This window comes from Stenotrophomonas sp. SORGH_AS_0282 (genome assembly GCF_030818125.1).
GTDB lineage: Bacteria > Pseudomonadota > Gammaproteobacteria > Xanthomonadales > Xanthomonadaceae > Stenotrophomonas > Stenotrophomonas rhizophila_A.
The window spans coordinates 3,860,573-3,879,316 of record NZ_JAUTAB010000001.1; the positions used below are offsets into that span (position 1 = coordinate 3,860,573).

At 67.0% G+C, this 18,744-nt stretch carries 17 protein-coding genes; 6 read left to right on the top strand and 11 right to left on the bottom strand.

Annotated elements, in window-relative coordinates:
* Nucleotides 1–11 precede the first annotated feature (11 nt).
* Nucleotides 12–1,175 carry a putative peptide maturation dehydrogenase gene (locus tag QE395_RS17530; protein ID WP_306990094.1) on the bottom strand — a complete coding sequence of 388 codons (1,164 nt, stop codon included), beginning with the start codon at nt 1,173–1,175 and terminating at the stop codon, nt 12–14.
* Between the two features lie 192 nt (nt 1,176–1,367).
* Here QE395_RS17530 and QE395_RS17535 point away from each other — a divergent pair, with 192 nt between their 5' ends.
* Nucleotides 1,368–1,670, top strand: coding sequence for an NHLP-related RiPP peptide (locus QE395_RS17535; protein WP_249833491.1), 303 nt, complete (start codon nt 1,368–1,370; stop codon nt 1,668–1,670).
* A gap of 23 nt (nt 1,671–1,693) precedes the next feature.
* Here the strand turns inward: QE395_RS17535 and QE395_RS17540 are convergent, their stop codons facing one another.
* The 4 genes from QE395_RS17540 to aceB all read right to left on the bottom strand — a co-directional run bounded on the left by QE395_RS17540 (nt 1,694) and on the right by aceB (nt 8,559).
* Nucleotides 1,694–4,174 (bottom strand): putative peptide modification system cyclase, encoded by a 2,481-nt coding sequence (locus QE395_RS17540; RefSeq protein WP_306990098.1) that lies wholly within the window; start codon nt 4,172–4,174, stop codon nt 1,694–1,696.
* Nucleotides 4,175–4,186: 12 nt separating this feature from the next.
* Nucleotides 4,187–5,230: a GGDEF domain-containing protein gene (locus tag QE395_RS17545; RefSeq protein WP_093535171.1), complete on the bottom strand. Its 1,044-nt coding sequence runs from the start codon at nt 5,228–5,230 to the stop codon at nt 4,187–4,189.
* Between the two features lie 333 nt (nt 5,231–5,563).
* Nucleotides 5,564–6,847, bottom strand: coding sequence for an isocitrate lyase (gene aceA, locus QE395_RS17550; RefSeq protein WP_306990101.1), 1,284 nt, complete (start codon nt 6,845–6,847; stop codon nt 5,564–5,566).
* A 62-nt stretch (nt 6,848–6,909) separates the two neighbouring features.
* Nucleotides 6,910–8,559, bottom strand: a complete 1,650-nt coding sequence (gene aceB, locus QE395_RS17555) for a malate synthase A (protein ID WP_306990103.1) — start codon at nt 8,557–8,559, stop codon at nt 6,910–6,912.
* 106 nt (nt 8,560–8,665) lie between these two features.
* Between aceB and QE395_RS17560 the strand changes: the two genes are divergently transcribed.
* Entirely contained in the window at nt 8,666–9,634 is a 969-nt protein-coding gene (locus tag QE395_RS17560) for a LysR substrate-binding domain-containing protein (RefSeq protein ID WP_068848374.1), read from the top strand.
* Nucleotides 9,635–9,643: 9 nt separating this feature from the next.
* Nucleotides 9,644–10,549 carry a LysR substrate-binding domain-containing protein gene (locus QE395_RS17565; RefSeq protein WP_095362512.1) on the top strand — a complete coding sequence of 302 codons (906 nt, stop codon included), beginning with the start codon at nt 9,644–9,646 and terminating at the stop codon, nt 10,547–10,549.
* Here the strand turns inward: QE395_RS17565 and QE395_RS17570 are convergent.
* Complete coding sequence (locus QE395_RS17570) at nt 10,539–11,810, bottom strand: MFS transporter (protein WP_306990106.1); 1,272 nt, start codon at nt 11,808–11,810, stop codon at nt 10,539–10,541. The genes QE395_RS17565 and QE395_RS17570 overlap by 11 nt on opposite strands.
* Nucleotides 11,811–12,053: 243 nt before the next feature.
* A complete protein-coding gene (gene lepB, locus QE395_RS17575) occupies nt 12,054–12,680 on the bottom strand; it encodes a signal peptidase I (protein ID WP_217537689.1) in 627 nt (208 codons plus the stop codon).
* 202 nt (nt 12,681–12,882) lie between these two features.
* On the opposite strand from lepB, the gene QE395_RS17580 reads away from it, so the two are divergent.
* Complete coding sequence (locus QE395_RS17580; protein ID WP_093535181.1) at nt 12,883–13,287, top strand: hypothetical protein; 405 nt, start codon at nt 12,883–12,885, stop codon at nt 13,285–13,287.
* Nucleotides 13,288–13,290: 3 nt separating this feature from the next.
* A complete protein-coding gene (locus tag QE395_RS17585) occupies nt 13,291–13,734 on the top strand; it encodes a 3-dehydroquinate dehydratase (RefSeq protein ID WP_068848362.1) in 444 nt (147 codons plus the stop codon).
* A 191-nt stretch (nt 13,735–13,925) separates the two neighbouring features.
* Here QE395_RS17585 and dcp read toward each other — a convergent pair whose 3' ends face one another.
* From dcp to arfB, 3 genes are all read right to left on the bottom strand, one after another.
* The gene (gene dcp / locus QE395_RS17590; protein ID WP_093535183.1) at nt 13,926–16,082 is read right to left on the bottom strand and encodes a peptidyl-dipeptidase Dcp; all 2,157 of its coding nucleotides are present in this window, start codon (nt 16,080–16,082) and stop codon (nt 13,926–13,928) included.
* Nucleotides 16,083–16,187: 105 nt separating this feature from the next.
* On the bottom strand, nt 16,188–16,790 hold the full coding sequence (locus QE395_RS17595; RefSeq protein WP_068848358.1) for a lysophospholipid acyltransferase family protein: 603 nt from the start codon (nt 16,788–16,790) through the stop codon (nt 16,188–16,190).
* Between the two features lie 4 nt (nt 16,791–16,794).
* Nucleotides 16,795–17,226 carry an alternative ribosome rescue aminoacyl-tRNA hydrolase ArfB gene (gene arfB / locus QE395_RS17600; RefSeq protein ID WP_093535185.1) on the bottom strand — a complete coding sequence of 144 codons (432 nt, stop codon included), beginning with the start codon at nt 17,224–17,226 and terminating at the stop codon, nt 16,795–16,797.
* 190 nt (nt 17,227–17,416) lie between these two features.
* Here arfB and QE395_RS17605 point away from each other — a divergent pair, with 190 nt between their 5' ends.
* On the top strand, nt 17,417–17,974 hold the full coding sequence (locus tag QE395_RS17605) for a DUF2059 domain-containing protein (RefSeq protein WP_068848348.1): 558 nt from the start codon (nt 17,417–17,419) through the stop codon (nt 17,972–17,974).
* A 43-nt stretch (nt 17,975–18,017) separates the two neighbouring features.
* On the opposite strand, the gene QE395_RS17610 is transcribed toward QE395_RS17605, so the two are convergent.
* A complete protein-coding gene (locus QE395_RS17610) occupies nt 18,018–18,740 on the bottom strand; it encodes a pseudouridine synthase (protein ID WP_184126400.1) in 723 nt (240 codons plus the stop codon).
* Nucleotides 18,741–18,744: the final 4 nt, after the last annotated feature.

Genomic DNA, 18,744 nt, shown 5'->3' on the forward strand with positions numbered 1-18,744 from the left:
ATCACCATCCCCTACCCGAGCGTCCACACCACATGGTTGGGATCGAACTCGGCCGTTTCCAGCGCGGGGCCGCGCCAACCGACGCCGACGATGGCAACCGGACTCTGGGTCACCCCGTCCAGGGCGAAGGCATCTTCGGTATCCACCTCATTGATGGCAGCGGTCACGAAGGCACCCATGCCGCGCTCGGTAGCGGCCATGTACAGTGCCTGCGAGATGTGACCCACATCCAGGAGCAGCGCGCGGTACGCCTTCGCGTGATTGCGGTACTTCCAGTAGGTCCGCGCAAAGCGCGGCACGAGGACGATGTGCGCGGCCGCGTCGGCAAACCAGTCCTGGCCGGAAAGCATGGCGCGAGCTACCTCCTGCAGCGGTCGCCCGCACCGGCGTGGCAGGCCGATCAGCGCATGCTGGACTGGGTGGTAGTGGTAAAGCCCCGGCTCCATGCCGTCCACCCGTTGCACCAGCAGGTAGGTTTCGGTGGCATGCAGCCCCCCACCGGAGGGCACGTTCTTCTTCAGGAATTCGGTGTCCGCCTCTACCTGGACCACGGCCTGGGCCTTTACCGTACGCTGCAGCAACTGCGCCAGCAGCTCGCGACTGATGCTGCGCCCGGCGTCGAAATTCCGGCATGTGGTGCGCCTTTCCAGCAGCTGGTCGTAGTCACCCCTGATGGCCGGCGGCAGCGGTTCGTACTGCCCGGGGTATTCGTGGACCGCCGGCGGCGGCGCGCCCAACTGGCGACGCAGGCCCTTGGCGGTGACCAGATCGTTGGCACGCATGTCTGCCGCACTATCCACGCCCTGCCAGCGGGCGTGGCGGTGGGCCAGCGCAGACAGCGGCCACCAATGCATGTCGCGCAGCGCCTCGTCGCACGCGCGTGGGCCAGCGTGGGCCTCGTCATCCGCGATCAGCAGCCCGGCGTCCAGCAGCGGCTGCCAGACTGTACCATCGGCTGGAAGCTCGCCCGCTGCCACCCAGTGCCGGGGGCTGAGCGTGCCAATCAGTTCGCGCTGCGCCGCGCTGATCTCCACAGGTTGGCTCAGGTGCCCGGCCAGCGCGAACCAGGTGGTGTTCGTGGCGAGCTCGGTTCGGCCCTGCAGGATCGCTTGAAGGTCGAACTGGACCTGTTCACGGGGTTCGAGCATCACGACGGTGCAGCGGCGCAGTTTCATGGAGAGGTCCGGGGGCGGTGTCCCGACATTCTAGGACGAGCGCTGGCATTCGCTACAGGTTGTCCTGTTGCCCTCAGGATTTGCGTTCTGCTGCTCGCATGCGGCCGCGCGCGCGGCGCTTCATTCCGGGTCATGCCGGCCGATAACCGTTGCTCAACCTCAACCGTTTTACCCACCCTTGGAAGGTCCGCAATGAACGACGTAACTTCCGCAAAAAGCAAGATTGCTCCCGAAGCTGCTGCACGTCTGGTCGGCCGGCTGATCGACGACCCCGCTTTCCGTGAGCTTTTCCAGAACGATACCCGCAAGGCGCTTGCTGAGATCGGCTACGACACCGACGCCCAGCCTGACTGCTGCGACGTCAAGCAGCTGGCGAGCGTGGAAGAGCTTCGCGCAGTGCAGGCTCAGCTGGAGAAGCACCTGAGCACGTCCTACGGTGCGATGACGGTCATCTTCTGTTTCGAAGCCGGCAAGGTCACCGACGCCATCAAGTAACCGAGGCAATTCCTGCGCCCGCGCTACTGCGGGCGCAGGGTGGCGTCAGCCAGGCTGTCGTGTACATTCAGCGGCTGCAACAGTTGGATGATCGATGTCTCGGCGAACGCACGACCACGATGGTCGAACAGCCACTTGTTCTGCTCCTGGAATTCCTGGGCATTGCCCAGCTGGCGCTGCACGTCGCGGAACACCACCCGGGCCTGTACCGGTTCGGTGCCATCCAGCAACGGGCGAAGCAGTGCCTCGGCCTTCGCCGGTTGGTTCCGGCCAAGCTGCTGCATGGCGAGCACTATCGTTCGCCACTTGGTGACGATCGGTACCGACTGTGCGGCCAGCAGCGCGTTGTTTTCGCTCAGCAGGCGATCTGCCAGTGCATGATCACCCTGCCGCTGAGCAAGATATACCAAGCTCAGCAAGCGCATGACACGGTCGCGGATGTTTACGTCATTGCTGCCGGTGAGCAAGGGCGTCAGCTGGGCCGCGATGTCGTTCAGCGAGCGGCTGTCGCGCCGATCACATGCCGTTTCCACGGTGGCCCGCATCAACAAGGCCTGCGTACGAAAGTCGATGGATTCGGTGGGGGCGTCTTCGCTCGAGAGCGCCGCATTCATTCCCGTGCAATCATCCTGATCGGCAGCCAGAAGTACTCTTGCTCGCACGTTCATGAGGTTCTGTAATTCGTCGCGACCTTTCGGCAGCTCGGCCATCAACGCCTGCGCGTCCTTGTAACGGCGCAACGCGATCAGCACGTCCACCCGGCCATCGCTGACCTTGCGGCCGGTCAACTGTTCAGCTGTCTGGAAACTGCGGATGGCCTCGTCGAAACGGTTTGTACCCAGCTGGATCAGTCCCAGGTGCGCAAGTGGATAGGCTCGCATTACGTCCTGCGGGACGGAAGCAGCGCGCGCATAGCGCTCGGCCTCGTCAAAGCGATTGTCCATCAGCAGATACCACGAGGCATTGGACAGCCCGGCAAATGAGTCGGGATAGATGTCGGCCAGCACCCGCCAGTCATCCAACGGCCACCCGCCCGGACTGAGCTCTGTCGACCATGCCTTCAGGTAGAGGCGTTCGCGGTGAGGCAGGCGATCGTTGAGGGCCAGCGCGCGCTGCAGATGCACCCGCGCTTCGGCACGCCGCTCCAGCCGATCCTGCAGCTTGGCTAGTCCCATGTGCGCCATGGCGAAGTCCGGGTCGGCATCCAACGCAGCCTCATACAGTTTGGCCGCTTCGGAGAACCGACGGCGCCCCATGGCGCTTTCAGCAAGGGCGAACGATTTGAGCGCCTGCAGGTCGCTTGTTGATGCCTGCGGCAAGGGGACGGACTGTTGCACCGACGCAACCGTTTCGCCCAGACCAGCGCGCAACCTCCCCACGACATCGTCGACTGCGTCAACGACACCGCTCGGGTCCTTTGCGTCTGCCCGGTAGGTCCGCACTACCGCCCGACTGGTCGGATCCAGCAGGTCGACAGCCACTACATACCGTCCATTCAAGCGTCCGATGCTGGGCGCCAGCACCATGCGCGCACCTTCACGCAGAGCAACGTCACCAGCCAGATTCCGGTCCAGGCCCCGCTCGGTCGGCACCTGCTGCAGGTTGCGTGACTCCTGCACTTTGCCTTCAGACAGCACATTGACGTATCTGGATTGCTCAAGGCTGATCAGCAATGCGCGTTGCAGGCTGTTGTCGAACAGCGGCTCGCCGCTGCGATTGTCTACATCGGCCAGTACGACCCAATCCCGCTCTGCAAAGGCGATCGCTGGCTCTGGTCGCAGCAGTGCCCATCCTCCTACGGCCAGCAATGCCAGTGCCGCTACTTCGGCTGCCAGTGCCGCGGGACGGCGCCATAAGGGCAGGTCACGACGCGCCTTGGCAGTGCCGCGCGGCATGCGCAGTGGAGCGAAGCCCATTTCCCCTGCTTCGAACACTTCCTGCGTAGTCGGGATACCTTTAAAGAGCCAGCGCCCGTGCGATTTCCAGTGCAGGCGTCCGCCGCGCTCGCCAAGTTCGGCGGTGGTGCGGCGGGTCAACGACTCGGCCACAGCCGACATAAGAATCTGCCCGGGGCGGGCCAAGGTCATCAGACGCGCGGCCATCGGCTTTGCCAGGCCCTCTACTTCCAACGACTTGGCCCCTACCTTGATCGCCTCTGCGCTGTTTTCCCATGTCAGCACTTCGCCCACATGCAGGCCAGCGCGGGCGCGCAATTCAATTCCACGCTCCTTGCCAATATCCTGCAGGCCACGCTGGTAGTCGAGGGCAAAACCCAGCCCATCGATTGCGCGCTCAAAGAGTAGGAAGAGCCCGTCAGAGCGGTCGATCTGCTGCCCGCGCCACTGTTGCTGCAGGCCAAGCACGAGACGGTCGTGTTGCTGGAACAGTTCTGCAGCGGCGCTGTCGCCCATCTTCTCGACCAGCGACACCGAATCGCACAGATCGGTAAACAGCAGCGCGCGCAGCTGTGGGGACTGGGTCGACGTTCCGTTGTCGCCGTTCATTCGAATACCCCGTCAGGGCGTGGCGGTCGCGGCACGCGACCAGTGCAACCGGTTGCCGCCCAGGCGCTTGGCCTGGTACAGCGCATTGTCGGCGCGGGCGTACCAATCGCTCCAGTCGCTGTCCGGTTCCAGCAGGCTCACGCCGATGCTGACCGGGCAGACATGCGGCTGGCCGCCCGGCCGGCCCATCAGGCCGTGCACGGCACTGAGGATGAACTGGGCCGCGTGCTGGAGGGTATCGGGATCCGCTTGGCGCAACAGCAGGCAGAACTCATCCCCGCCCAACCGGCAGGCACGATCCTGTTCGGTGGCTACCGAGCGAAGGATGTTGGCCACGCTCTGCAGCACGCGGTCGCCGGCCTGGTGGCCGTACTCATCGTTGACCTGCTTGAAGTGGTCGCAATCGATCAGCAGCAGGCCCTGCGGCGCGCCGTTGTCGTGGTTGCGGCATTCCTGCAGGTACAGCGCCAGGCCGCGGCGGTTGTGCAGGCCGGTCAACTCGTCGGTACGCACCAGTTCGCGGGTGTGGGTGAGCTGGTGGGTGGTGACGTACAGGTTGTCCAGCGCGGTTTCGAGGTCGTGGTTGCGCCGGCGCAGCTGGCGGATCAGCACCTGTTCGTTGCTCACCACGCGCATGATCGTGCGGCGCAGGAAGTAGGCAACCAAGCCCGGGTCGCGGTCGACCAGGCGCTGGAAATCGGTGTGGTCCAGTTCCAGCACCAGCGAATCGGTGGTGGCGCGCGCGTCGGCGCTGCGCGGGTGGTCGCCGATCAGCAGGCCCAGTTCTCCGAAGAACTCATGCTGGCCCAGCGTCTTGACCACCAGGTCTTCGCCGAAATCCAGCTCGATGGCACCGGTAACGATGACATACATGGTGCTGCCGGCCTGGTTGCGCAGGAACAGGTGCTCTCCGGCGCGCAGCGCGCGGTGCTGGCCGAATTCGGCAAACAGGGCGAATTCGCCGGCGCTCAGGACAGCGTGCACGATCTCAGCCATCGCGGTCTGCGCGATGTCTGACGCTCGTTCGCACACATTCGTCGCAAGCTTGCCGGTCATTCCCGTACACCCGCTTCCCAGCGTTCCCCGGTGAGCGAATGAGGATAGCACCCCTTAAAAGTGTGCGCCTCATCCCATTTCCATGCCCCGGCGCCCGGATTTCTCCGGCGCTCCGGCCCAGTCTTCCCCAACGCAGCGACCGGTTTGAACCGGCCATCCCCTACCGCATGGAGCCTTTTGCGGACCGTAGCATCTGGCGGGGGCATATAAAAGAAGGGCCACCCCTACAGGGGCGGCCTTCTTCGGGGTGGGTTCCCGGGGATCCGGCCAACGGCCGGGGTTACCCGGGTGGCGCGGCCACCCGGCGGCGGCCGCAGCCGCCGATTCCGGGCGTCACGCCGCCCGGAATTGTTCCTCTTCGGTGGAGCCGGCCAGGGCGGTGGTGGAGGACTGGCCCTGCTGGATGGCCTGGGTCACGGCGTCGAAGTAGCCGGTGCCAACCTCGCGCTGGTGCTTGACCGCGGTGAAGCCCCGGTCGGCGGCGGCGAATTCGGCTTCCTGCAGTTCCACGAAGGCGCTCATCTGGCGGCGGGCGTAGCCGTGGGCCAGGTTGAACATGGAGTAGTTCAGGGCGTGGAAGCCGGCCAGGGTGATGAACTGGAACTTGTACCCGTAGCGGGCGATTTCCTTCTGGAACGTCGCAATGGTGGCGTCGTCCAGGTTCTTCTTCCAGTTGAAGCTGGGCGAGCAGTTGTAGGCCAGCAGCTTGCCCGGGTACTTCGCGTGGATGGCTTCGGCGAACTTACGCGCGAACTCCAGGTCCGGCTTGCCGGTCTCGCACCAGATCAGGTCGGCGTAGGGAGCGTAGGCCAGGCCGCGGCTGATGGCCTGGTCCAGGCCGTTGCGGGTCTTGTAGAAGCCTTCCACGGTGCGCTCGCCGGTGGCGAAGGGCTGGTCGTTGGCGTCGATGTCGCTGGTCAGCAGGTCGGCGGCTTCGGCGTCGGTGCGGGCCACCAGCAGGGTGGGCACGCCCAGGACGTCGGCGGCCAGGCGCGCGGCGTTCAACTTCTCGATGGCCTCGCGGGTGGGCACCAGCACCTTGCCGCCCATGTGCCCGCACTTCTTCACCGAGGCCAGCTGGTCTTCGAAGTGCACGCCGGCCGCGCCGGCTTCGATCATCGCCTTCATCAGCTCGAAGGCGTTGAGCACGCCGCCGAAGCCGGCTTCGGCATCGGCCACGATGGGCTGCAGGAAGTCGATGTCGTCCTTGCCTTCGGCGTGGTGCAGCTGGTCGGCGCGCAGCAGGGTGTTGTTGATGCGCTTGACCACGGCCGGCACCGAATCGGCCGGGTACAGCGACTGGTCGGGGTACATCTGGCCGGCCAGGTTGGCGTCAGCGGCGACCTGCCAGCCGGACAGGTAGATGGCGTTGAGGCCGGCCTTGACCTGCTGCATGGCCTGGTTGCCGGTCAGCGCGCCGAGCGCGTTGACGAAGTCCTTTTCATGCAGGTACTTCCACAACTTCTCCGCGCCCAGCCGGGCCAGCGAATGCTCCACGTGCACGGTGCCGCGCAGGCGCACCACGTCGGCGGCGCTGTAGTTGCGCTGGATGCCGGCCCAGCGCGGGTCGGTGTTCCATTCGTGCTGGATCTGTTCGGCGCTCGGCAGCTTGGTCATGGCAATTCTCCAGGGGATGAACATCGAAAGCGGTAGCGCCGGGCCCTGCCCGGCTGGGCGGGTCAATCGATCCGGTCGTAGGCCGGCAAGGTCAGGAAATCGGTCAGTTCATTGCGGCGGCTCAGCTCACCGAGCAGGGCGATGGCCTCGTCGATCCGCGCCCCGCCCGGCAGCGCGCTGCGCTCGCCCAACCGCGCCGGCAGTGCGGCCAGGGTGGCGTCGAGCAGGGCCAGGTCGATGGCGGTGCCGTCGTCCAGGTGCTGGCCGGGCACGTGCAGCCACTGCCACAGCTGGCTGCGGCTGATCTCGGCGGTGGCCGCGTCTTCCATCAGGTGGTGGATGGGCACGCAGCCGTTGCCGTCCAGCCAGGCGGCCAGGTAGCGCACGCACACTTCCACGTTGCCCTCGAACCCGGTGCGGGTGATGGTGCCGGTGGGCGCGGCGATCAGCTCGTCACGGCCCACCCGCACATCGCGGCGCAGCACCGCGTGCTGGTTGGGGCCGGGCATGTGCGCGTCGAAGATGGCCTGCGCCACCGGAATCAGCGCCGGGTGCGCCACCCAGGTGCCGTCGTGGCCGGCGGTGACTTCGCGCAGCTTGTCGGCACGCACCCGCGCCATGGCCTGTTCGTTGGCGGCGGCATCATGGTTGATCGGGATCTGCGCGGCCATGCCGCCCATCGCGTGGGCGCCACGGCGGTGGCAGGTCTGGATCAGCAGTTCCGAATAGGCCTTCAGGAACGGCTGGGTCATGGTCACCTGGCCGCGTTCGGGCAGCACCTTGTCGGCGTGCTTACGGAAGGTCTTGATGTAGGAAAAGATGTAATCCCAGCGGCCGCAGTTCAGGCCAACGATGCGGTCGCGCAGCGCGTGCAGGATCTCGTCCATTTCGAACACCGCGGGCAGCGTTTCGATCAGCACGGTGACCTTGATCTGGCCATGCGGCAGGCCGAGCATGCCTTCGATGTGCGACAGCGCGGTTTCCCACAGCGCGGCCTCTTCCATCGACTGCAGCTTGGGCAGGTAGAAGTACGGGCCGCGCTGGCGGCACATCAGGGTGCGGGCGTTGTGGAAGGCGAACACCGCCGCGTCGAACAGGCCGCCGGCCAGCGGCTGGCCATCGATGCGCACGTGCTTTTCATCCAGGTGCCAGCCGCGCGGGCGCACGATCAGCACGGCCTGTTCGTCGAGCGGGCGCAGCGCGTAGTGCTTGCCCGGCTTGCCGTCCGCGCCGGGCGCGGTGTGGGTGAGGTCGCCGCGCACTGCGCCGATCAGCGCCTGCTGGCCGGCCAGCAGGTTGCGCCAGGCCGGGGCGGTGGAATCCTCGAAATCGGCCATGAACACCTTGGCGCCGGAGTTCAGCGCGTTGATGACCATCTTCGGGTCGGTCGGGCCGGTGATCTCGACGCGGCGGTCCTGCAGGGCGTCGGGGATGGGCGCCACGCGCCAGTCCTCGCTGCGGATGGCGGCGGTGTCGGTGCGGAAATCCGGCAGGCCGCCGCCGTCGAAGAAGGCCTGGCGCTCACGGCGGGCCTGCAGGCGGCGCTGACGTTCGGGCTCCACCGCGCGGTGCAGCGACACCAGCAGCGCCAGTACCCCCGCCGGCAGCAGGGCCGACTGGCCGGCAAGCTGGGTGGTCAGGGCGATGCCCGGGGTGGCCGGGGCATCGGCCGGGGTGGGCTGGGCGGTGGCGAAGGCGGCGACAGCGGACATGTCCAACTCCTGCGTTGCGGGTGATGCCACCGTGCGCCGGAGTGTGGTATTTGACAAAACAGTTATCGCAATGCTTTACATAAGCTGCGCTTATATTCGTTACGCCATGCCCACACCCAAGCCGCCAAGTCCCCGTTTTTCCTACAAGTCTGACCGGCTCAAGCCGCTGCGGGCGTTCTGCCAGACGGTACGATTGGGCTCAGTCTCACGTGCGGCTGAGGCGCTGTTCGTCAGCCAGCCGGCGATCAGCCAGCAGTTGCAGGCGCTGGAACGCGAGTTGGGGGTGGGCCTGTTCGAGCGCAGCGGGAGGCGCCTGGTGCCCAGCCGCGAGGGCCAGCTGCTGTTTGAAATGGCCCAGCCGCTGGTGGAAAGCCTGGACGGGCTGGAGGCCAGCTTCCGCGACAAGGTCAAAGGGCTGGATGCGGGCGAGCTCAACATTGCCGCCAACAGCTCTACCATCCTGTACCTGCTGCCGCGCATCGTGGAGCGCTTCCGCCAGCGGCACCCGGACGTGCGCCTGACCCTGCACAACGCGATCAGCGCCGATGGCACCGACCTGCTGCGCAGCGATGCGGCCGACCTGGCGGTAGGCTCGATGACCGATGTGCCGGCCGACCTGAGCTATGCGCCGGCCTACCGCTTCGAGCAGGTGCTGATCGCCCCGCCCGACCACCCGCTGGCCACCGCGCCGGAGCTGACCCTGCAGGCGATTTCGGCCTACCCGCTGGTGCTGCCACCCAAGCGGCAGATCACCTACCGGCTGGTGGACCAGGTGTTCCAGCGCCAGCGCGTGCCCTACACGGTGGCGCTGGAGGTGGGCGGCTGGGAGGTGATCAAGCAATACGTGGCGATGGGCATGGGCATTTCCATCGTGCCGGCGCTGTGCCTCAACGATGCCGACCGCGGCCGGCTGGTGACGCGCTCGATGAGCGCGTGGTTCCCCGAGCGCAGCTATGGGGTGATCGTGCGTCGGGGCCGCTTCCTGTCGCCGCAGGCACGCGCCTTCATCGAGCTGATCCAGCCGGACCTGTTCAGTCCGCGCAGCTATGATGAAAGCGGTCATTCCGAACGCTGATGCGCTGCCATGTCGATTGAACTGCGCCACCTGCGCTACTTCCTGGCGGTGGCCGATACCCTGCACTTCGGGCGTGCCGCCGAGCGGCTCGGCATGTCGCAGCCGCCGCTCAGCCAGCAGATCCGGCAGCTGGAAACGCTGCTGGGCGCGCGCCTGTTCCTGCGCAGCAACCGCCGGGTGGAACTGACCGAGGCCGGGCGCGTGCTGCAGGCGCAGGCCACCGACGCATTGGCACGGGTGGACCAGGCCATCGAACTCACCCAGCGCGCGCAGCGCGGTGAAACCGGCGAGCTGCGCATCGGGCTGACCCGCGCCACGCCGTTGTCCACGCAGATTCCCCGGGCGATCTTCGCCTACCGCCAGCAGTTCCCGCAGGTGCAGTTGAAGCTGCGCGAAATGAACACGTTGCAGCAGATCGATGCGCTGGTAGCCAATGAGCTGGATGTGGGGTTGATCCGCAAGCGCGCGTTGCCCACGCCGCTGATGTCACGCAAGTTGTTCAGCGATCCGCTGGCGCTGGTGGTGCATGACCAGCATCCACTGATCCGCGACCTGCCAGCCGGTTCGCCGGTGGCGCTGCGCCAGTTCGCGCATGAGCCGTTCGTGGGCTTCCTGCGCGAAGTGGGCGCCGGCATCCATGATCACTTCATTGCGCTGTGCCGCAGTGCCGGCTTCACGCCGCGCATCATCCAGGAAGCTGGCGAGGCGTCCACGCTGATCAGTCTGGCCGCGTCCGGGTTGGGGGTGACGGTGCTGCCCGCCTCGTGCAGCCACATCCATGTGGAGGGCGCGCGCTTCGTGCCGCTGAGTGATCGCGCGGCGAGTTCGGAAGTGCATGTGGCCTACCGGCGCGGTAGTCCGTCGCCATTGATCACCCACTTCACCCGGCTGCTGCAGGGCGGCTTCAGCGGCTGAGTGCGAGCGCGGCCGGCAGCGGCTGTGCGCGGCGGCCCAGCCGCCAGGCGATGGTGGCGCCGATCGCGGTGAGCACGGCGGTGAAGGCGCACACGCCCCACCAGTCCCAGCGGGTGTAGAACACGCCGCCGGCGGCACCGGCCAGGCTGGAACCGAGGTAATAGGCGAACAGGTACAGCGCCGAGGCTTCGGCGCGCATCACGCCCGCGCGGCTGCCGACCCAGCTGCTGGCCACCGAATGGCCGCCGAAGAAGCCGAACGTGACCAGCGCGATGCCCAGCGCCATGCAGCCCAGCCACGGCAGGGACAGCAGCACGATGCCGAGTGCGATCAGGCCGTAGCAGATGCCGAGCACGCGGCCCCGGCCATGCCGGTTGGCCTGCTGGCCCATCCACGCCGAACTGAAGGTGCCGACCAGGTACACGCTGAAGATCAGGCCAACCACGGTCTGGCTGAGCCGGTACGGCGGCGCCAGCAGGTGGTAGCCGAGGTAGTTGTAGAGGGTGACGAACACGCCCATCAGCACGAACGCGGTGGCGAACAGAGAAGGCAGGCCGGGATCGGCGAACAGCTGGCGCCAGCGCGCGGGCAGTTCGCGCAGGCCGCCGCGACGGCTCTGGAAGTGGCGCGACGGCGGCAGCTGCACCCACAGCAGCACGGTGCTGAGCACGGCGATCAGCGAGACCACGCCGATGCCCCAGCGCCAGCCCCAGTGGTCGGCCACGATGCCGGCGATCAGGCGCCCGCTCATGCCGCCCACTGCGTTGCCGCCGATGTACAGGCCCATGGCCAGGCCGAGCGCGCGGCTGTCCATTTCTTCGACCAGGTAAGTCATCGCCACCGCCGGCACGCCGCTGAGTGCGATGCCGAGCAGGGTGCGCAGGATCAGCAGCGTGGTCCAGTCGTCGACCATGGCGCTGGCCGCCGAGAGCACGGTGGAGGCCAGCAGCGCGGTGATCATCACGCCACGGCGGCCGACCCGGTCGGAGATCAACCCGGCCACCAGCATCGAAACGGCCAGCAGGCCGGTGCTGAGCGACAGGGCCAGGGCGCTGTTGGCGGCGGAGACGCCGAAGTGGCGGCTGAACTCCGGCAGCAGCGGCTGCACGGTGTAGAGCAGGCCGAAGGTGGAGAAGCCGGCCAGGAACAGCGCCGCCGCCGTGCGCCGGAACGCGGGGGTGCCCTGCTCGATGTGCTCCGAGGGCGCCGGCGGATGGGGGGTGGAACTGCGCTCGGGCAGTGCTGCGGTGTCGCCGTTCATTGCGTCTGGGCCCGTGGGGGCGGGCCTGTGCATAAGGATCAGCGCTCAGGATAGGCAGCGGGTACAGGTCGATCCATAACCTGACGGGTCTGGATTGAGACGTTGTACGTATCGATCAAGGTTTTGCGAGGGCCGGCCAACGGCCGGCGCTACCCGTGGATCACGGTTTTGGGCACCCAACCCCGATCGCGGTTTTGGGCGCCCGACCCCGGTAGCGCCGGCCGTTGGCCGGCCCCCGTGATCTCACAGCGCCTGCCAGGTAAAACCCTCTCCGCGGCGGTAGTACACGCGCGCGGCCTTGCCATACAGGGCCTTGGCGTCGACCAGGCCGAAGTAGCGGCCATCGGCGCTGTTGCCACGGTGGTCGCCCAGCATCAGCACCTTGCCGGCGGGTACGGCCAGCCCGGTGATGTCCGGGCCGCCGCCCTGGCCCAGGTCGAGCTGGGCCAGGGTGCGGCCGAAGTCTTCCACGTCATCTGTTCCCACCTGGCCGAGCGGGTGGCCGTTGATGCTGAGGTGGCCGTCATGCAGGTCCACGCGGTCGCCGCCCACGGCGGCGATGCGCTTGATCAGGCGGGTGCCGTCCTGCGGGGAATCGAACACCGCCACCTCGCCGCGCTGTGGCACGCCGGTGTGCAGCAGTTCCACCGAGGTGAACGGCAGGCGCAGGCCGTAGGCGCGCATGTCCACCACCACCCGGTCGCCGGGCATCAGGGTGTGCTGCATGGAGCCGCTGGGCACCTGGTAGTGGTTGGCCAGGCTGTCGCGCGCGGCGGCGAGCAGGCCGAGCATGACCAGCAGCGGCAGGGCTTCCTTCTTCAGCCAGTGGAGCAGGCCGTTGGAGCGGGGTTCGGCGGCGGCAGCGGTCATGGTGGCGATCCTTGCGGGCGTTGGTTGGGGTCTGACCATCAGGACGTTCCGGAGTTCCCGCCGTGACGACCAACGGTCGTGCCCCGATACAGAAAAACTACGCGTTGTTTACGCGCCCCGGGCGCCCGGGTCATCGCCCCTTTATGGCCCGCGCGCGCATCGTGTCGACACCGCGCCTCCGGGCGCTTTGTCGAGGTGTTCCATGACCATCCTGTTGCTCCGGCAGCCGTCGCCGGACCCGCTGCCGGTGCCGGCCCAGCTGGCCGGCCACGCCGTGCACTGCCAGGACTGCGCCACGCTGCCGGCGCTGCTGCAGTGCCTGCGCCAGGCCCGGGAAAGCCAGCCGGCGTGGGTGCTGATCGAGACCGGCGCCGCCGAGCCGGCGCAATGGGCCGCGCATGGCCGCGAGCTGTGCGCAGCGCTGGAGGCGTTGCCGGCGCCGTATATCGAGATGGCGGCCAACGATGACGATGGGTTGGATGCGCACCTGCACCCGCTGCATGCGCCGGTGGCGCGGGTGGTGTGCAGCAGTGGCCGCGAGGATGCATGCCGGTTGTCGCTGGCGATTGCCGCGCGCCGGTTGCAGACCGTTGCCGGGAGTGCCTGAGCCATGTCGATCTTCATCATTCGTGGCCCGGAAGCGAGCGGGCAATTGATCCGCACCGCGCAGCCGTTGCCGGCGCCGGTGCTCAAGGCCCTGGTGCACCGGGCGATCGATGCGGGCACCACGGTGGCGATCCGTGCGTGTGGGTCGGAGCAGGAACTGCTGGATGCGTTGCGCGTGGCCGATCACAGCCGCGGCGAGGTGACGTTGCTGGACCCGGGGGCGTGCGTGGGGAGTACGCGCTTGCAGCGGTTGTTGCCGCATCTGCACAACGTGTACGTGGAAGTGCATGACGATGATGCGGGCGCGCCGGAGGATTGCCTGCCGGCGGACGTGGGCCAGCGCATCGGCGTGGCGCACGGGTATTGCGCGCAGAGTTACATGCATGCGTTGGAGATCGCACTCGATCACCTGGGATGCAGCGAGGTCGGTTGTCGCGTGGGAACGTAGGCGGTAGAGCCGACTGTTAGTCGGCTGCCGTTCGCGCGGCGATCGAATGTCCGTGGACCGCGCTTTGCCGACTAACAGTCGGCACTACCGGTTGGGCGACCGGCACCGGCAGGCCCCGGCACCGGCCGGCCCCGGCACCGGATATGCGAACGGCGGGGTTTCCCCCGCCGTTCGTTGTTACATCGGCCGCATTATTTCAGGCCGCGGTTGACCAGCAGCGGTTCGACCGACGGGTCCTTGCCGCGGAATTCGCGGTACAGGTCCGCCAGTTCCACGCTGTTGCCGCGCGAGAGGATCTTGTCGCGGAACACCTGGCCGTTTTCAGCGGTCAGGCCACCGTGTTCCTTGAACCACTCGAACGAGTCGTGGTCCAGCACTTCAGCCCAGAAGTAGGCGTAGTAACCGGCCGAGTAGCCGCCGCCCCAGATGTGGTCGAAGTAGGTGGTGCGGTAACGCGGCGGCACCTGGGCCAGGTCGACCTTGTACTTCTTCAGCGCGGCCGCTTCAAACGGCGCGACGTCCTGCAGCTTGGCGTCAGCCGGCTGGGTGTGCCAGGCCAGGTCGAGCAGTGCGGCCGACAGGTACTCGGTAGTGGCGTAGCCCTGGTTGAAGGTACGCGCCTTGAGGATCTTGTCGACCAGCGCCTGCGGCATCGGCTCGCCGGTCTTGTAGTTCTTGGCGTAGTTGGCGAACACCTTCGGGTCCAGCGCCCAGTGCTCGTTGAACTGCGACGGGAACTCGACGAAATCGCGCGAGGTGCTGGTGCCGGCGATGGACGGGTACTTCACGTTCGAGAACATGCCGTGCAGCGCATGGCCGAACTCATGGAACATGGTGGTGACGTCGTCGAAGCTCAGCAGGGCCGGCTGGCCGGCAGCGGGCTTGGTGAAGTTGCAGACGTTGTAGACCACCGGCTTGGCGCCGGTCAGGCCGTTCTGCTCGACGAACACGTCCATCCAGGCACCACCGGACTTGCTGTCGCGCTTGAAGTAGTCGGTGTAGAACAGCGCCAGCGAGGTGCCGTCCTTGTCGAACACTTCATACACCTTCATGTCCGGGTGGTAGGTCGGAATGTCGGTACGCGGCTTGAAGGTGATGCCGTACAGCTGGGTGGCGGCGTAGAAGACGCCGTTCTGCAGCACGTTGTCCAGTTCGAAGTACGGCTTGATCTGCGATTCGTCCAGGTCGTACTGCGCCTTGCGCACCTGTTCGGCGTAGAAGTCCCAGTCCGATGCGGCCAGCTGGAAGCCTCCCTTCTGCGCGTCGATCACCTTCTGCATCTCGGTGATTTCACCGCGTGCCTTGTTGGTAGCGGCCGGCACGGTGTCGGTGAGCAGCTTGAGCGCGGCGGCCGGGGTCTTGGCCATCTGGTCGGCCAGGCTGTAGGCGGCGTAGTTCTCGAAGCCGAGCAGCTTGGCCTTCTGCGCACGCAGCTGGGCCAGGCGCTGCACCGTTTCGCGGGTGTCGTTGCCATCGCCGCGCTCGGCGCGGGTTTCCGAGGCCTTGAGCACCGCGGCGCGCTGCTCGCGGTTGCTCAGCGAGGCCAGCACCGGCTGCTGGGTGGTGTTCTGCAGCGGCAGCAGGAACTTGCCTTCCAGGTTGCGGGCCTTGGCGTCGGCAGCGGCGGTGTTGATCTCATCCTCGCCCAGGCCGGCCAGGTTGGCCTTGTCGTCCACCACCACGGCAGCGGCGGCGGTCGCGGCGACCAGACGGGTATGGAACTGGGTGGCCAGCGTGGTTTCTTCCACGTTGAGCTTGCGCAGGGCGGCCTTGTCGGCGTCGTTCAGCTGCGCACCGGCGCGGACGAACTCCTGGTAATCGCGTTCGACCAGGCGGGTCTGCACCGGGTCCAGGCCCAGCGAGGCGCGCTGGTCGTAGATGGTCTTGATGCGCGCGAACAGCTTCGGGTCCAGGCTGATTTCATCCTGGTGTTCGGCCAGCTTCGGGGCGACTTCTTCCTGGATCTTCTGGCGCGCTTCGTTGGTATCGGCCTGGACCAGGCCAAAGAACACGCGCGACACGCGGTCCAGCGTTTCGCCGCTGCGCTCAAGCGCTTCGATGGTGTTGTCGAAGGTGGCCGGTTCGGCGTTGTCGGCGATCTTGCGCACTTCGGCCAGGTGCTGCTTCATGCCTTCGTTGAAGGCCGGCAGGTAGTCACTGTCCTTGATGCGGTCGAACGGCGGGGCCTGGAACGGCAGCGTGCTGGCGCTCAACAGGGGGTTGGTGGAGGCGTCGGCCGGCTGCTGCGCGGCGGGGGTCTGGGCGTCGGACACGGGGGTGGACTCCTTGCCGGAACAGGCCGCCAGCGCCAGGCTGATGGCGGCGGCCAAGATAACGGTACGCGACATGAAACGGGCTCCTGGAATGAGGTGAAGCGGCACACAACCGCAGCCGGTCACCCTACTCCCATTGCCCGCGCCCGGCATGTGCCGGACGTGGCGCCTGGGCTTGCTTCAAACGGTGCCGCGGTTCTTGCCCTGCCAGGGGCGGTAATACTCACGGATGGCGGCCATGTCGGCCACGTCGTCGCCGGTGGAGTAGAACAGCGGGCCAATGCCGATGGTCTTTTCCGGGTAGTGGAAGTAGCAGGCCAGCACCGGCACGTCGGCCATGCGGGCGATCTTCAGGAACCCGGCCTTCCAGTGGGTCACCGCTTTGCGGGTGCCCTCGGGGGTGATGGCGTACCAGAGGCGGTCGGACTTGCGCAGCAGGCTCACCGCCTGTTCCACGGTGCCCTGCGGCGAGCTGCGGTCCAGCGGGATCACCCCCAGGGTGCGCAGCAGCGGCGACAGCGGCCACCAGAACAGCGAGGCCTTGCCCAGCACCTTGACCTGCATGCCCAGCGCGATCTTGGCCGCCATGCCCCAGAAGCCGTCCCAGTTGGAGGAGTGCGGGGCGACGATGAAGACCAGCTTGGGCACGTCCGGGAAGGTGCCGGTGACTTTCCAGCCGCCCAGGCGCAGGGTGCAGCGTGCCAGCCAGCGCAGGAAACGGTTCGGTTTGACCTGCGGCATGTTGGGCGGCACGGCCGGCAGCAGCGGACTTCGGTTGTTCAAGCAATCACTCCCAATTGCGTGTGGTGCGGCCGCGCTTGATCTGCGCGCGGCCCTTCTTTTCATCCAGCCGGCGCAGCTTGGAGCCATGCGAGGGCTTGGTGGCCACGCGCGGCTTGGGCACGCTGAGGCTGGCCTGGATGAAGGCGGCCAGGCGCTCGCGTGCATCGTCGCGGTTGCGGTCCTGGGTGCGGAAACGTTGGGCATCGATGACCAGCACGCCCTCGCCGGTCATGCGCCGGTCGCGCCGGGCCAGCAGGCGGGTGCGCAGCGGCTCGGGCAGCGAGGGCGAACCGGCCACGTCGAACCGCAGTTCAACGGCGCTGGAAACCTTGTTCACGTTCTGCCCGCCGGCCCCGCTGGCGCGCACGAAACGTTCGACGATCTCCGTGTCCGGAATCGCCAGGTGCGCGTTGATGGTGACAGGCCCGTTTCCCATGGGCGGCATTGTAAAGGCAGGATCGCCGCCTGAGGTGACCGTAATGTTCACCAATACCGCCGATAAGGGGCATAAAAACCGGGTACGGGCCGGAACCGTCGGCACCGGACGCGGCAATGCGACGCGCGCACGGCTGCTTGACCGGATCGCAGGTATGCTCGGGCTTCCACGCAACGCAGGATGCACTTACATGATGTCGACCCGTTCGCCGGCCCGCCGTGGCCTGACCCGCCTGGCCCTGACCCTCGCGCTGGGCCTGGCCGCCATTGCCCCGGCGCTGGCCGCGCCGCCGTCGGATGCGGACATCAACCGCCTGCTGGCGGCGTCGCGCGCGCAGAGCATGCTGGACACCATGCTGCCGCAGATCGAGGCGATGCAGCGCCAGCAGTTCCAGCAGGTGGCCGAACAGCGCCAGCTGGATGAGGCCAAGAAGGCGCAGCTGCAGCGCATCGAACAGCGCACCAACCAGACCATCCGCCAAGCGCTGTCGTGGCAGCAGCTGCGGCCGATGTACGTGGACCTGTACAAGAAGACCTTCAGCAAGGAAGACGTGCTGGCCATGGCCGAGTTCTACGAGAGCTCGGCCGGGCAGAGCCTGCTGGACAAGACCCCGGCGCTGATGCAGAACGTGATGGTGGCCATCCAGGACAAGATGCAGCCGCTGTTCGTGGACCTGCAGAAGGACCTGGAGGCGATCGTGAACGAAGGAAATGCACCGGCGGCAGCCCCGGCTCCAGCCAAGAAATAAAGCCCCTTCGGTAGCGCACGACCGTTGGTCGTGCGCCTCACCGCTACCACCCAAACAGATCCATTGCCTTGCGGAACTCGCCATCCACCGGCGCGCTGACATCCATCAGCGTGCCGTCCGGATGCGGGAAACGCAGGCGTTCGGCGTGCAGCAGCATGCGGTGGATGCCCTGCATGCGGAAGCTGCGGTTGTGGCGGCCATCGCCGTGGCTGGTGTCGCCGATCAGGTGATGTGAGAGGTGCTTGAGGTGCCGGCGGATCTGGCGGAAGCGCCCGGTCTGCGGCTGGCAGCGCAGCAGCGCGTAGCGCGAGGTGGCGAACTCGCCCACCGGCACGCTGATCTCGCCCACAGCCACGCGCTGGAAATGGGTGATGGCGGGCTTCTTCACCGGCTTGCCGGGGCCGCCATCCAGGTCGTGGTCGACCGTGAACGCTTCTTCGGCCGGCCAGCCACGGCAGATGGCCAGGTAATCCTTGGTGACATCGCCGCCCATCAGCGATTTGCCCAGCACGCTGGCGCTTTCGCGGTCGAAGGCCAGCAGCAGGCAGCCGCTGGTGGCGCGGTCGAGGCGGTGGACCAGGAAGATCGGCTTGCCCAGCTGCTCGCGCAGGCGGTCGGCGAGGAAATCATCTTCGCCCCGGGCCAGCTTGCTGTCATGGACCATCAGCCCGGCCGGCTTGTTGACCACGGCCAGGCGCTCGTCCACGTGCAGCAGCTGCAGCGGCGGCAACGCCACCGGCGCCTCGACCGTGGCGTCGGCGGACATCTCG